Below are 13897 nucleotides of genomic sequence, written 5' to 3'. Positions count from 1 at the left end.
TGGTTTTTAGCAACCTCACGCAGCGTTCTTGACTGCGGTGGCGATGGATACTGCCGGGTCAAGGAACGGGATAAGCGTGGACTGGAACGCGTGGTAGAGGTCAGACTTGCCTGGCCACACGGTGCCGATCACATGGTTATCCTTATCGAGCTGGTGGAACCACGAACCACCTTGGTGATCGATCACATGCTCATCCACGTATTGCGCGAACGTCGCATACCACTGTGCATACTCATCCTTGCCGGTCGCAGAGTAAAGCGTAGCAGAAGTGTTCAACGACTCAGCTAGCGTCCAGTGCATGCGATCAGTAACCACTGGCTTGCCGTTCCAATCGGTCGTGTATGCAAGGCCGACAGTGCCGTCAGCGTTCCACGCGTCAGCCACAGCGCGCGCAAACAGGTGTTCGGCGGCTTCAATGTACGGCTCAGCACCTTCAAGGTTGGCGAACGAGCTCAGTGCCCACTGGGTGATCAGTCGTGCCCACTCGATGCCGTGGCCCGGGGTAGCGCCATACGGCTTAAACTGATCGTCTTTCTTATCGGCGTTAAATTCAAGTTCAACGGTCCAATCAGAGCTAAAATGCTCAGGAATACGCCACTCGTTATTCTTCGCCCAGCCGATCACGTGATCGATAATACGGCCGGCACGCACGCGATACGAGTTGTCGCCAGTCGCATCTGCTACAGCGAGGAACGCCTCAGTGGTGTGCATGTTCGCGTTCAGGCCACGATAGGGGTCAAGCTCAGTGAACTCAGTGTTCCACGTATCGACTGCCAGTCCGATTTCCTCATCCCAGAAATGCTTATCATACGTAGCCAGCGCCTCATCGAGCAGCTCTTGTGCACCCGGGCGACCAGCCAGCAGTGCCGAGGATGCAGCCAGAATCACGAATGCATGTGCGTAGCACACTTTGCCGGGCTCGGGAGTGCCGTCTTCGTGAACCTGCGGATACCAGCCGCCGTTCTTGTCATCATGCAGAACGCCGGTCAATCCAGCTAGTGCCTTATCGGCCAGTTCGCCAGCGCCCGGGTATCCGAGCATGTGGCCGATTGAGTACACGTGTGCCATGCGGCTAGTGATCCACGTTTCTTCACCATGTGACGGATCGATGGTACCGTCAGCGTTCAGCCATCCGGAACCGCCAACAGCTGCGGGGAAGCCCTTACCAAAATTGAGTAGTTCGTAAGTTTCGGACGCCATGAAGATGCGGTTGGCTTCAGTGCCGAGCAGATACTTAGGATTGGTGCTCATTACGTTGTCCTTTCTTAGTTTTGTCATTATTATTGTTACGTCACTGAGGCGATGAACTCAAGTGCGTAGCGACATGTCATATCGTTCGGAAAACGTTTACCATATTACTGTTGACCAATATGACTTGATTGGCAGCAAACTGATAGTAAACACTTACCGTTCAACGCGAATACCGAAATAATCCATCACCAGCTCGCAGAACATCATGTTCGACCAGCTGAACCATTCGCGCGTGTATTTGGTCGGGTCATCGACGTCAATACCCTCATGCATGAGATGTGTACCAGCGTCGGTTGCGACGAGACGGTCAAGAATATGGGCTTCATACGCATGGTCGCCACTGGTCAATGCCTCAACGGCCAACGCGATCGGCCAGACGTAACGTGGCGGCGTATGCGGCGAGCCAATACCCTTGAGATACTTGCCCTCGTAATAGTACGGATTTTCGTCGCTGAGCAAGGTACGGCGCGTGGCAAGATACGTCGGATTATCGGGCTCGCAATATCCGAGATACGGTGCGGCCATGAGATCTGGTACATTGCTGTCGCCCATAATGTTATAGTGACCGAGTCCGTCAGTCTCAAACGCCCAAATTGTTTCGCCATCACGATTCGTCGTCTTCGCATACGTATTGATACCGTGATCGACTGACTCACGCAAAGCCTTCGCGCGCGCAGCAATCTGCGGGTCAGCAAGATCATCACCGAGCTCACCGCCGAAAATACGCTCGAGATAGTCCATGACCACCACTACGAACATATTTGATGGCACGAGATAGTGGTATGTGCAAGCATCATCGCTCGGACGGAAGCCTGACCATGTCATGCCAGTGACTGCGACAGGGGAGCCTTTTCCGTCGTTGACGAGTGTTTCAGTAGGAATAGTGGTGTTGCGGATAAAGAAATACGGTGAGCGTGCCGCATGATCTTGCTCAGTTTCAAACACGTCGAGAATGGTCTTGACACCGGAGATAAATTCGGAATCAAACTGACTCGTGCGGCCAGTGTTGGCATACAGGAGCCATGCCAGCTGAATTGGGTAACATAGTGAGTCAACCTCATATTTGCGTTCCCACAGCCACGGGCTGGTACGGTCGGAGCGATCATCTGGGTCCCATGTGTGCCCATTTGGCTCTTCATTGAACGCGTTCGCATACGGGTCGATGCCGATAAATCGGAACTGCTGACGTACGAGTCCTTCGATCATATCGGCTAAATCAGGGTCATCTTTGGCGATTACAAGATACGGTCGCACCTGTGCGGTCGAATCGCGTAACCACATGGCTGGGATGTCACCAGTGAGTAGGAATGTGGTGCCGTCCTCATGACGCTTGACGGTGGTCAGTAGCGTGTTTGCGAAGCAGGCGTTGAAATTTTCGGCCCAACGTGTGTGCTCGTCGCCGCACAGATCGGTAATGCGTTGCATGAACGCCGCGACGGATTGCGGTACTTCGGTGTAGGTCATGCTATCCAACTTCTTTGTTAACGTGATTAATGGATTAATGCAATTACATTCTAAACTGCTTTAGCTATCCGACACGCCATCGCTGCCGTAAGTTGCGGTAAGTTGCGGCGGGCTGTGGCGGGCTGCCGTGCATTACAAAACCGCCACGCACGAAGACGCACTAACGACGAGTGGCGGAAATGTCTCACTGAGCAGCGCTCAGTGAGACATTTCCGCCACTCGAGGGGAAAGGGAAGGAGCCTAAACGCCTACAAGCGTCTCAAGCTCCGTCAGCTCACATGATCTGGCAGAACTCAATAACCTCGTGGTTGGGCCCAAGCACGTTGAAGTAGCGAATGCCATGCTCCCAGAACGTGTCAATGTGCTGGATAGAGCCTTCAACAAAGTTCAGACCGAGCTTCTGCGCCTCAGCAAACGACGCCTCAATATCCGTCGAGTCGAGCGCGAAGTGGTTGATCGCACCGTTTTCCATCGGTGTTGGGTCCATCGTCCACACCTCAAGCGTGAGGTTGTTCAAACGTAGAAATGTGCAGCGGTCCTCGCCGTTCGGGTAGATACCAAGGCACTCAAAACCGAGCTTCTCGTAGTAAGCGATAGTGCCTTCGAGATCAGTCGTAGGAATACCGACGTGCTGCACGCCAGTAACAGTGTCGCGGATAGACATGGTACAGTTTTCCTTTCGCTGTGCCGATTTTCGATTCGCTATATTGCTTGACTGTGCTTGAACTGAACTCACTGAGCCGCTTCGGCGAGGTAATCCGGCATAACTTCCGGATACTTCGGCCATGCGCCAGCCTGAGTGCACACGTAAGCTGCAGTGTTCACGGCTGCACGGTGAGCTTCAGCGAGCGAAGCGCCGAGCAGGATCTTTGCAGTGAACGTACCGGAGAACGAATCACCGGCGCCAACGGTATCGTTGACTTCAACATGCGGAGTGCTCAGCGTGGAGCTTTCGCCATTCTTAGAGATGATGGTCGAGAAGGTCGAGCCACCGGTCAGGATGACATAGTCGAGGTTGTATTCGTTCATAAACCAACGGCATGCCTCGTCGTCGGAGGTGCCGCGAATGTCGAACATGTCACGCAGGAGCAGCAGTTCGGCATCGTTGATCTTGAACACAGTCGCGTAGCCGAGTTCTTCTTCGATGAGTTCCTTGGAGTAGTGGTCACCACGCAGGTTGATGTCGAAGAAGCGCATCGCATTGGACTTGGTGTGCTTGAGCAGCTCGATAATGGTGTCATGCGACTCCTGAGAGCGCAGTCCCAGCGTACCGAAGCATACAGCGTCAGCCTGTTCAGCAACTTCAATGAGCTGGCGGGTGAGCAGCAGGTGATCCCAAGCAACGCCCTTGACGATGGTGTATTCCGGGATACCGTTCTTGAGAGCGACTTCAACGGTGGAGGTCGGCCATGCGTTGCGCTGAATGATGGTGTGAATGCCAGCCTTTTCGGCTTCCACGAGCAGCTCGTCGCCGAGTTCATCTTCGCCAACGGCGCTGATGGACCAGCCTTCGGTGCCGTTCATCATTGCGTGGTAAGCGAAGTTAACAGGGGCGCCGCCTGCGCGCTTGCCGGTGGGGAGCATGTCCCACAGGAGCTCTCCAAGGGACAGGACGATTGGCTTGGACATGATGGTTCCTTTCTGTTTGTGACGTCGTGGCGGCGTCGTTGTTTTTGATGGTTGGTTTGCCGTAGGGGCCGACGGCGTGGTTTACACGTCGTCGAAGAACACTGAGGGGTGCTCTAAAAACTGCGTGATCGCTACAGCTGCGGCTCCGGTGACGGTTGCGTCAGTCGGTAGCGTTGACAGGGCGATGGTGGTGGCTCGTGCGATATCAGGAATAGCGCGCTCGTCGATGACTTCGTGAATTGCGTCGAGTAAGGGCTGTCCGGCTTCGGAAACAATGTCGCCGACAACAATGCGCTCGGGATTGTACGCATTGAGGATGGTAACGCAGCCGTATCCGGCATATCGGCCGATATCGTGAACGAGCACGCGTGCGGCACTGTTACCGGTTTCAGCTGCAGCAAAGAGCGCACGGCAAGCTTGCGCATGAGTCATGGACTGTGTGCCGGCAACGATGTGACTGTTGTTGAGTCGTTCGTGTATGGCAACGGCTGAACAGTATCGTTCAAGACATCCGACGTTGCCGCAATCGCAAGGAATACCGTTGATATCGATACTGATGTGTCCGATTTCGGTGGCGGCTCCTTGCGCGCCGTTGATGAGTTGGCCGTTGTTGATGACGCCGAGACCGACTCCTTCGCCCATGAGATAGTAGGCGAGGTTTTCGCATGTACTGTGCCTGTCGAATAAGTATTGGGCAAGGGCACCTGCGCGTGCATCCTGCTCAATGTAGACGGGAACGGGGAAAGCATCGGCGAATTCAGTGCGGAAGTTGACTGATCGCCAGCTGGTCATCGAGGAGACGACGGCAGTTCGTCCTTGATCGCGCAAGTATGGACCAGGAACTGCGATACCGACGGCGACAATGGCATCGTCGGACGCGATGAGACGGTTAACGTGATCACGGATTGTAACGAGGGTTGCAGGGATCGTGTCTTCGCTGACGGTTGGTAGATCTTCGAGACTGATACGGTTACCTGCGAGGTCAAATAAACCAATTTCGACAAGGCTGCGCGCAAATTTAACGCCAACGACATGGAAACGTGTGACGTCAAGCGTAAGGCCAATCGAACGGCGATTCTTGCTGCCTTCAAAATCACCAGTTTCGGTAATAATGCCAGCTTCGAGTAGCCTCGCAGTAATTTTGGTAATCGCGGCTGGAGTGAGTCCAAGGGCTTTGGCAATCTGTGCTCGGGAGCTAATGCCGTTATGATAGAGGTGCTGTAGGATTCGCGAACGGTTGGATTCTGAGACGGTTGCCTGTGATGTGGTCGTGTTGGTATTCACGGTTTTCACCTCCTCGTGTTCAGCTTCGTTGCACAATTTCTTTCAATCTGAACCTAATTCATATATTAACCCTGTTAATTAGGGAATGCAAATTGAACCTGTTCTGCGTGTCGCAAACGCGGATTCGATCGACCGGTAGATGGTACGCTGGCTTAATCATGAACGGTCGATGACGACACGGTAAATATAAAGGTGAATATAAAGGAGTGACATTATGACAACCATCGAGATCGCAGTGCAGGATGCTGATGGTGCATATATTGCCTTGGAAGAAGGTGCTGACCGTATTGAACTGTGTTCAGCATTGGGTGCTACCGGCGGATTAACGCCGAGCTATGGCATGATTCAATCGTGCGCGCATGCGGGACTGCCTCAAGGTGTGCAAGTGCTCGTTCGCTCGCGTGCGGGGTCGTTTGTTTTTGATGAACGCGAAAAGCAAGTGCAGTTAACTGATGTCAAGTCGGCGATTTTAGCTGGTGCACGAGGTGTTGTAGTTGGCGGCCTGATGCAAGGTGGACGCATCGACGTGGAATTTGCCGAACATCTTATCGATGCGGCGCGCGAAGAAGGGCGGCGCTGCAACCGCAATGTGCAAGTGACATTCCATCGAGCGTTTGATATGGTACCTGACCAGTTCTCTGCACTCGATGTGCTGATTGGTTTGGGATATGACCGGGTACTTACCTCAGGTGGCGCGCCAAACGTCACTGAAGGACTTGGGCGATTGAGCGCGCTGGTACATCATGCGGCTGGTCGTATCCAAATTGAAGCTGGTGGTGGTGTGCGACCGTCTTCGATTGCCGATATTTGTGCAACGGGAGTTGACGCAGTGCATTTATCGGCCAAGATGCTCGTTTCTGCCGCTGGTGGACCAGGCGGTGGTGGAGATACGCCGATTGAACGTACTGATCGCCATGTAGTGCGTGCGGCAGTTGCTGCTGCTCATGCATAATGTGTGGAAGTAGGTAGATGATATCACTCTGTTATATGGTGTATCGATAGACTGCTGGTGACTATTGATAATGAGACCAATGTTAAGTTAGTTAACTATACGATGGTTTGTACTATTGAGCCATTTATCGGTAGTTTATATGGATATAATGCGGCTATATACTGCGGGACACGCTGTTAATGTAAAGGTAGTTGACAATTAATCCTAATCCCTCTATATTGGCATGTAGTTACCGCAATGAGGCGGTGACTCCCATCTCATAGAGGAGTAGGAATAATGATCAATAAACGAATGATGGCGGGATTCGCAGCTGTAGCCGCACTGTCGATGGGCTTAGCTGGCTGCGGTTCAGACACTAGTAACAATACCAACACGAACGCTGGTGGCGATACGGGTAGCACGGATGAAGTAGTCAATATCACGTACATGCATCGTCTGCCTGACAATGACGGTATGGTGCTCGTCAATGACATTGTTGCCAAATGGAATAAAGAGCATCCGAATATTCAAGTTAAGGCCACAAAGTTTGACGGCAAAGCTTCGGAAATGATTAAGAAGCTTGAGACGGATGTTAAGTCTGATACGGCACCGGATCTCGCGCAAATTGGCTACTCTGAGCTGCCAGAAGTATTCACCAAAGGCATGCTACAGGATGTAAGCGAGTATGCCGAACAGTACAAAGATCACTTTGCGGCTGGTCCGTACGCTCTTATGCAGGTCAATGGTAAGTCGTATGGCTTGCCGCAGGATACTGGCCCGCTGACATACTTCTACAACAAGGCTGAGTTTGATAAGCTCGGCATTACAGTTCCTAAGACTGCTGACGAGCTGATTGAAACCGCGAAGAAGACAGCTGCTCAAGGCAAGTACATCATGTCTTTCCAGCCTGATGAAGCTATGATGACTATGTCTGGTCAGGCGGGTGCATCTGGTGCGTGGTACAAGATTGACGGCGACCAATGGGTTGTAGACACGCAGACCGCAGGATCGAAGGCTGTGGCCGACGTGTACCAGCAGCTGCTTGATGCAAAGGCCGCCACCACGAATCAGCGTTGGGATGCGTCGTTCGACGCGTCGCTACAGGACGGTTCTCTGATCGGCACCGTAGCTGCAGCATGGGAAGCGCCACTGTTCATGTCTTCAGCAGGCGATGCAAGCTCCGGCCAGTGGCAGGTTACCCAGATTGGTGACTGGTTTGGTAACGGTACTAAGACTGGTGCTGACGGTGGTTCTGGTGTAGCGGTGCTCAAGACTTCCAAGCATCCCAAGGAAGCAATGGAATTCCTTGACTGGTTCAATACGCAAGTTGCTGACCTTGTTTCGCAGGGCCTCGTTGTAGCTGCTACTACTGCGGACGCCGAAACTCCTGAAGATTGGGCTACGTTCTTCGGTGGTCAAGACATCATGGCTGAGTTCAAGACTGCGAACGCGAACATGAGCGACTTCATCTATATTCCGGGCTTCTCGGCAGTTGGCGCAAAGATGAGCGAGACGGCAGCAAAGGTTGTTGACGGTTCTGCAAAGGTTGCAGACATCTTCGCCGATGCACAAACCACTTCGGTGGCAACGCTCAAGGATTTGGGTCTATCGGTTAAGGAGTAGTGACATTGACCGGGGCCTTTCCCGGTCGATGACATTCATCCTGTCATCACCAATTGTATGAAAGGCCGGAGTACCTTGCTCCGGCCTTTTTACATGACAGGAACGATGACAGTGACGGCATTGACATTATCGTTGAAGTTTTCTTCCATTGTTTCGACCATCGTCTGAAAGGACAGGTTCGATTATGACTACAACTACGAAACCGGCAATGAAGGGGTCTGCTGGACAAACCGCAAAACCGAAGCGAACTGACGCAGAAAAACGCGAAAGTCGTATTGGCTGGGCATTCATGGCACCATTCGGCGTCCTGTTTGCACTTGTATTCATCCTTCCTATTTTCTGGGCTATCTACTCAAGCTTCTTCCGTCAAGTCAGTGAAGGAGGCGGCGCATACGGTGGTGGCGAGCTCGTCAACAAATTCGTTGGGCTCCAGAACTTCCAATATGCCATCACGTCATCTGCGTTCTGGACTGGCGTTGGCAGAGTACTGATCTACACTGTTATTCAAGTTCCGATCATGATTATCAGCGCGCTTGCACTGGCTCTGCTTCTCGACTCATTCATCGTTAAGCGCGTTACTGCATTCCGCCTTGGCTACTTCTTACCGTACGCCATCCCCGGTGTTGTTGCCTCGATCATCTGGGTCTACTTGTATAACGGACAGATTTCACCGATTGTCAAAGGACTTGCAGCAATCGGCATCAATGTCGACTTTTTCGCAACCAATGTGGTGCTCGGCTCAATGGCCAACATCACCACATGGACGTTCACCGGATACAACATGCTGATCTTCCTCGCAGCATTGCAAGCAATCCCGCATGATCTCTACGAAGCTGCTCGCATTGATGGCGCGAACGGATTCCAGATTGCCATGCGCATCAAACTACCTAACGTGCGAGCCGCTGCGTTGCTTGCCATGCTGCTCTCTATTGTCGGCACTATTCAGCTATTCAATGAGCCGCAGGTCATGTCTACTGCTGATTCGGGTATCGGTAAAGCGTACACGCCCATGATGATGGCATTGAGTACTTCGCAAGGCACGCTCACCCCGGGCGGTGACGGACCAGCATCTGCAATCGCCATTGTTATGGCACTTATTGCTGGCGTGCTTGCTGCCCTTTACGCTCTCGTTGAAAGGAAGGTGAATGAGCAATGAGTGATATGACTCGTGGAGGACGTGCGGAACGTCGCGCTCGCAAAAAGGCCGACCGCATCCGTGACTTGCATGCGAATGATTTACCTCGCTCAATGCAACCATCCGTGGCAGTGAAAACCATCACTATTGTCGTGCTGGTGTTTGCGTTGTTCTACTTCCTGTTTCCGATCTATTGGGCGATTATCGCATCCACGAAAACAGCGAGCCAAATGACAGGTAGTAATGGCATGTGGTTTGCGGTCGGTCTTGATCAGTTACCAAACGCGATTGCCTATAACTACGGCAAACTCATCGGCTGGACCCGTGGTAACTTTTGGCGTTGGGTGTTGAACTCGTTGATCTATTCGGGTGTTTCCGCGTTTGTTGGCACATTGGTGGCTGTTATGGCAGGCTATGCGACTGCTAAATTCCGCTTCCGCGGTAAGAATATTGCGATCGGCGTCATTATGGGTTGCATGCTCATGCCGGCGGCTCTCTTGACTATTCCACAGTATTCAATCTTCCACACGTTGCACTTAACGAACACAATGCTCGCAATCATTATCCCATGCTGTGTCTCACCGTTTGGCTTTTTCCTTGGCCGCGTGTATGCGCAAACGTCGGTGCCTGACGAGTTGCTTGAAGCGGCGCGTATTGATGGTGCGAGCGAGGCGAGGATTTTCTTCACGATTGTGCTGCGATTGCTTGCTCCCGCGATGGTGACGATTTTCTTATTCCTGTTTGTGGCAACGTGGAATAACTTCCTGCTACCGCTCATGATGGTTTCGTCTGATACGTTGAAGCCTGTCACACTCGGCCTGTACGGCATGGTGTCACTCGCCACATTCACCGATCGAGGTGCCTTGATGATGGGTGCGTTACTCGGCGTACTCCCTGTAATCGTACTGTTCCTCGGTCTGCAACGCTACTGGCAAGCCGGCCTAGCAGCTGGAGCGGTTAAAGGATAACGAAGGAGTGATCTTTATGACTACTGGACGTTTTACGCTTCCCAGTGAATCAAATTTTGCTGAGAAAACCAAAGAACTTGCCGATCTGTGGGGTGCGGACGCAATCCGCAACTCCGACGGCACACATCTCGATGACGCGGTGCGTGCACTCGGCAAGAAAATCTACAGCGCGTACTTCCCAACGCGTGCTCATAACGAGTGGATCACACTCCACATGAATGAGACGCCGCAAGTCTACTTGCTTACGCAGCGCGTGCTCGCTGAAACAGAGTCAGTCACCATCGATCTCATGTCTGGGTTCTTTGAAGAACAACTCACCCCAAACTATGATGCTGATCCGGCTCGATATTGGGAAGTCATAGACCGTACTACCGGTGGTATTGTACCGACTAAGGACTGGAACGTTGACTCGGCGGCGCACACAGTAACTGTCGCCAACACAATCCCCATGCATGAGTACACGGTTTCCTTCCTCGCCTACATCATCTGGGACCCAGTTGAGATGTACAACCATCTCACCAACGACTGGGGAGACAAAGAACATGAGATTCCGTTCGATATCTACCATCCAGCCACACGCAAATTCGTATTCGATACGTTCACACAGTGGCTTGACGATAATCCCGATACTGATGTCGTACGTTTTACCACGTTCTTCTACCAGTTCACGTTGATTTTCGACCCGCGCCACCGTGAGAAAATTGTCGACTGGTTCGGCTGCTCCTGCACCGTCTCGCCAGCTGCACTCGACGATTTTGAACAACAATACGGTTATCGACTGCGTCCTGAAGATTTCGTGGATGAAGGCTGCTACAACAGCGCATGGCGTGTACCGCGTAAACCACAACGCGACTGGATTGACTTCTTGTCAAATTTTGTACGGGCAAACGTCAAAAAACTCGCCGACATGTCTCATGCTGCCGGCAAAGAGGCAATGATGTTCCTTGGTGACCAGTGGATCGGCGCCGAACCATACAAGGATGGTTTTGCAGATCTTGGCCTCGACGCAGTTGTCGGCTCAATTGGTGACGGAACCACCACGCGTATGATCGCTGACATCAAGGGCGTCCGATACACCGAAGGCAGGTTCCTACCATACTTCTTCCCCGACACCTTCTACGAAGGCAACGATCCAAGCATTGAAGCATGGGATAACTGGCGTAAAGCACGTCGTGCGATCCTGCGCTCGCCGATTGCGCGCATGGGTTACGGTGGTTACCTGTCGTTGGCTGCACAATTCCCGAAGTTTGTAGACGCGGTAACGCATATTGCTGACGAATTCCGCGACATTCACGATAAAACCGGGGGAGAAGCGGCAACTGGCGAACTCAACGTTGCAATCCTCAACTCGTGGGGCCGAATGCGCTCGTGGATGGCGTATACAGTTGCACACGCGCTGCCTAATAAGCAGACGACTACATACTATGGCATTCTCGAAGCTCTATCTGGCATGCGAGTCAACGTACGATTCGTCAGTTTTGACGATGTGCTCGATCATGGTGTTGACAGTGATATTGATGTAATCATCACTGGCGGTCCAGTTGACACTGCATATTCAGGCGGAGATATTTGGGCGACGAATCCACGACTTGCTGAAGTATTGCGTACATGGGTACGTGGCGGAGGTGCGCTCGTTGGTGTTGGTGAGCCGAGTGCGCAATGGTTCCAAGGAAGGTTCTTCCAGCTTGCGGATGTGTTCGGCGTGGATGAGGAGCGTTTCCAGACCTTGTCTGTTGACAAATACTTCCCACCGGTTACGCCTGATCACTTCATTACAGCTGACGTACCTGTTGACTCGGCCGCGCGCGAAGCTTGGCAACATGCAGGCTATCGTATTCCACTGTCTGGTTGCGGTGGAGGCCAAGGGAAAGTGCCGCTGGGTGGTATCGACTTCGGTGAGGCGATTGCGAATACATTCCCGATTAACGAACAAGTGACGTTACTGCGCGCAGACAATGGCCAAGTTCAGCTTGCTGTCAATGAGTACGGATCAGGTCGTGGCGTATACGTATCCGGACTGCCGTATTCGGCGGCGAATGCGCGACTACTCGAACGTATCTTGTTCTATGCGAGCCATCACGAAGATCAGTATGCTGCGTATAGTTCCACTAATCCTGAGTGCGAAGTTGCGCGTTTCGTGGAATCGGGCTGGTATTGCGTCATCAACAATACTGATCGGCCACAGTCAACCGATATCACGCTTCCTGACGGCACGAGTGAGCATGTTGATCTTGATGCTAGCGGTATTGCGTGGCGACGACTATAACACGAACGGTTACATGATCGTGGTGTGTATGGTTCAGCATCCTTCCAGCGGTAGGAAGCTGAACCATACACGCGAATATTGTTCTGCTTCTATGCATACTTTTTGACATTAGTAATGATGCTAATGTTACAAACGCCGAAATTGCGGTTTTTTATTTATGTATATAATATTAACAAATACATGATGTCAATGTGTGCAGTTGTGACATGACTTGCCTAGCCATACGCGTCTGCCATTGTTTATCAGTTATGAAAGAGGTTCCCATGACGGACATCGATGCCACGCTCGCTGCGGTTGCTTCCCGTTTTCCTCTTGAGGGAACGGTTGAAAGCATTGCCCCATATGGTGATGGTCATATCAACGCTACCTATCTGATCACAACCACTGAGAAGCGATATATTTTGCAGCGCATGAACACGAGTATCTTCCCAGATACGGTACATTTAATGCGCAACATCGAACTCGTAACTGCTTTTCTGCGCGAACGAGGTCAGGAAACACTCGACATTATTCGCACCAACGACGGTGCAACCTATATCGACGAGCCGTCTGGCGCGTGGCGAGTATACGCGTTCATCGAACATACGATTTCCTATAACCTCGTCACCGACGCCGCTGTATTCCGCGGCGCAGGAGCAGCATTTGGCGAATTCCAAAACCAACTTGCCAATTTCGATGCATCGCAGTTGACGGAGACTATCGCTCACTTCCACGATACCCCGCATCGTTTTGAAGACTTCAAGGCAGCTGTTACCGCCGACGTGAAAGGTCGCGCAGCCTCATGCCAGCCGGAAATCGACTTCTACATGGCACATGCCAACGTGTATGACACGATTACCACAGGACTGGCCGACGGCACAATCCCACTGCGTGTGACTCATAATGACACAAAACTCAACAACATCCTCATGGATGAGACCACCGGCAAAGCGCGCGCAATTATCGATCTCGACACCGTCATGCCAGGCTCGCTGCTCTACGATTTTGGTGATTCCATTCGCTTTGGTGCATCCACTGCGCTCGAAGACGAACAAGACCTCGACAAAGTACACTTCAGTACCGAACTATTCCGCGCGTATACAGAAGGATTCGTAGGCGAGCTACGCGACAGTATTACTACCCGCGAAGCTGAACTGCTGCCAATGGGCGCGATGATGATGACGCTCGAATGCGGCATGCGTTTCCTCGCTGACTATCTCGCTGGCGACACCTATTTCGCCACCAAATATCCTGAACACAACTTGGTTCGTTCTCGCACGCAAATCAAACTCGTGCAAGAAATGGAAACCAAGACGGATGAGACTGCGTCAATCGTAGCTGACGTGATGAGGGAGGCGAGTCACTGA

11 protein-coding genes are annotated in these 13897 nt (G+C 52.2%); 6 read left to right on the top strand and 5 right to left on the bottom strand.

What is annotated here, in order from left to right; all coding sequences use genetic code 11:
• Window positions 1–15: 15 nt before the first annotated feature.
• From BHAP_RS01965 to BHAP_RS01945, 5 genes are all read right to left on the bottom strand, one after another.
• Window positions 16–1251: an AGE family epimerase/isomerase gene (locus BHAP_RS01965; RefSeq protein ID WP_169713144.1), complete on the bottom strand. Its 1236-nt coding sequence runs from the start codon at window positions 1249–1251 to the stop codon at window positions 16–18.
• 153 nt (window positions 1252–1404) lie between these two features.
• On the bottom strand, window positions 1405–2715 hold the full coding sequence (locus BHAP_RS01960) for a glycoside hydrolase family 125 protein (RefSeq protein ID WP_094729120.1): 1311 nt from the start codon (window positions 2713–2715) through the stop codon (window positions 1405–1407).
• Window positions 2716–2989: 274 nt separating this feature from the next.
• On the bottom strand, window positions 2990–3379 hold the full coding sequence (locus BHAP_RS01955) for a VOC family protein (protein ID WP_094729118.1): 390 nt from the start codon (window positions 3377–3379) through the stop codon (window positions 2990–2992).
• 68 nt (window positions 3380–3447) lie between these two features.
• On the bottom strand, window positions 3448–4344 hold the full coding sequence (locus tag BHAP_RS01950; RefSeq protein WP_094729116.1) for a carbohydrate kinase family protein: 897 nt from the start codon (window positions 4342–4344) through the stop codon (window positions 3448–3450).
• A gap of 81 nt (window positions 4345–4425) precedes the next feature.
• Window positions 4426–5628 (bottom strand): ROK family transcriptional regulator, encoded by a 1203-nt coding sequence (locus tag BHAP_RS01945; RefSeq protein ID WP_094729175.1) that lies wholly within the window; start codon window positions 5626–5628, stop codon window positions 4426–4428.
• A gap of 214 nt (window positions 5629–5842) precedes the next feature.
• Between BHAP_RS01945 and BHAP_RS01940 the strand changes: the two genes are divergently transcribed.
• From BHAP_RS01940 to BHAP_RS01915, 6 genes are all read left to right on the top strand, one after another.
• Window positions 5843–6580 carry a copper homeostasis protein CutC gene (locus tag BHAP_RS01940; protein ID WP_094729114.1) on the top strand — a complete coding sequence of 246 codons (738 nt, stop codon included), beginning with the start codon at window positions 5843–5845 and terminating at the stop codon, window positions 6578–6580.
• Between the two features lie 276 nt (window positions 6581–6856).
• Window positions 6857–8182, top strand: a complete 1326-nt coding sequence (locus BHAP_RS01935) for an ABC transporter substrate-binding protein (protein WP_244569247.1) — start codon at window positions 6857–6859, stop codon at window positions 8180–8182.
• Window positions 8183–8366: 184 nt separating this feature from the next.
• Window positions 8367–9338 (top strand): carbohydrate ABC transporter permease, encoded by a 972-nt coding sequence (locus tag BHAP_RS01930; protein ID WP_094729112.1) that lies wholly within the window; start codon window positions 8367–8369, stop codon window positions 9336–9338.
• The gene (locus BHAP_RS01925) at window positions 9335–10285 is read left to right on the top strand and encodes a carbohydrate ABC transporter permease (RefSeq protein ID WP_094729110.1); all 951 of its coding nucleotides are present in this window, start codon (window positions 9335–9337) and stop codon (window positions 10283–10285) included. Before BHAP_RS01930 ends, BHAP_RS01925 begins: the two co-directional genes overlap by 4 nt.
• 16 nt (window positions 10286–10301) lie before the next feature.
• Window positions 10302–12551 carry a 1,3-beta-galactosyl-N-acetylhexosamine phosphorylase gene (gene gnpA, locus BHAP_RS01920; protein WP_094729108.1) on the top strand — a complete coding sequence of 750 codons (2250 nt, stop codon included), beginning with the start codon at window positions 10302–10304 and terminating at the stop codon, window positions 12549–12551.
• Between the two features lie 263 nt (window positions 12552–12814).
• A complete protein-coding gene (locus tag BHAP_RS01915; protein ID WP_094729106.1) occupies window positions 12815–13897 on the top strand; it encodes a phosphotransferase enzyme family protein in 1083 nt (360 codons plus the stop codon).

This window comes from Bifidobacterium hapali, from assembly GCF_002259755.1.
Lineage (GTDB): Bacteria > Actinomycetota > Actinomycetes > Actinomycetales > Bifidobacteriaceae > Bifidobacterium > Bifidobacterium hapali.
This window is presented reverse-complemented; position numbering and strand designations above follow the sequence as displayed.

What these genes read in the sequence shown, in the direction of transcription:
- BHAP_RS01965 (WP_169713144.1), bottom strand. Translation starts at nt 1,251, where the DNA reads ATGAGCACCAATCCTAAGTATCTGCTCGGCACTGAAGCCAACCGCATC.
- BHAP_RS01960 (WP_094729120.1), bottom strand. Translation starts at nt 2,715, where the DNA reads ATGACCTACACCGAAGTACCGCAATCCGTCGCGGCGTTCATGCAACGC.
- BHAP_RS01955 (WP_094729118.1), bottom strand. Translation starts at nt 3,379, where the DNA reads ATGTCTATCCGCGACACTGTTACTGGCGTGCAGCACGTCGGTATTCCT.
- BHAP_RS01950 (WP_094729116.1), bottom strand. Translation starts at nt 4,344, where the DNA reads ATGTCCAAGCCAATCGTCCTGTCCCTTGGAGAGCTCCTGTGGGACATG.
- BHAP_RS01940 (WP_094729114.1), top strand. Translation starts at nt 5,843, where the DNA reads ATGACAACCATCGAGATCGCAGTGCAGGATGCTGATGGTGCATATATT.
- BHAP_RS01935 (WP_244569247.1), top strand. Translation starts at nt 6,857, where the DNA reads ATGATCAATAAACGAATGATGGCGGGATTCGCAGCTGTAGCCGCACTG.
- BHAP_RS01930 (WP_094729112.1), top strand. Translation starts at nt 8,367, where the DNA reads ATGACTACAACTACGAAACCGGCAATGAAGGGGTCTGCTGGACAAACC.
- BHAP_RS01925 (WP_094729110.1), top strand. Translation starts at nt 9,335, where the DNA reads ATGAGTGATATGACTCGTGGAGGACGTGCGGAACGTCGCGCTCGCAAA.
- gnpA (WP_094729108.1), top strand. Translation starts at nt 10,302, where the DNA reads ATGACTACTGGACGTTTTACGCTTCCCAGTGAATCAAATTTTGCTGAG.
- BHAP_RS01915 (WP_094729106.1), top strand. Translation starts at nt 12,815, where the DNA reads ATGACGGACATCGATGCCACGCTCGCTGCGGTTGCTTCCCGTTTTCCT.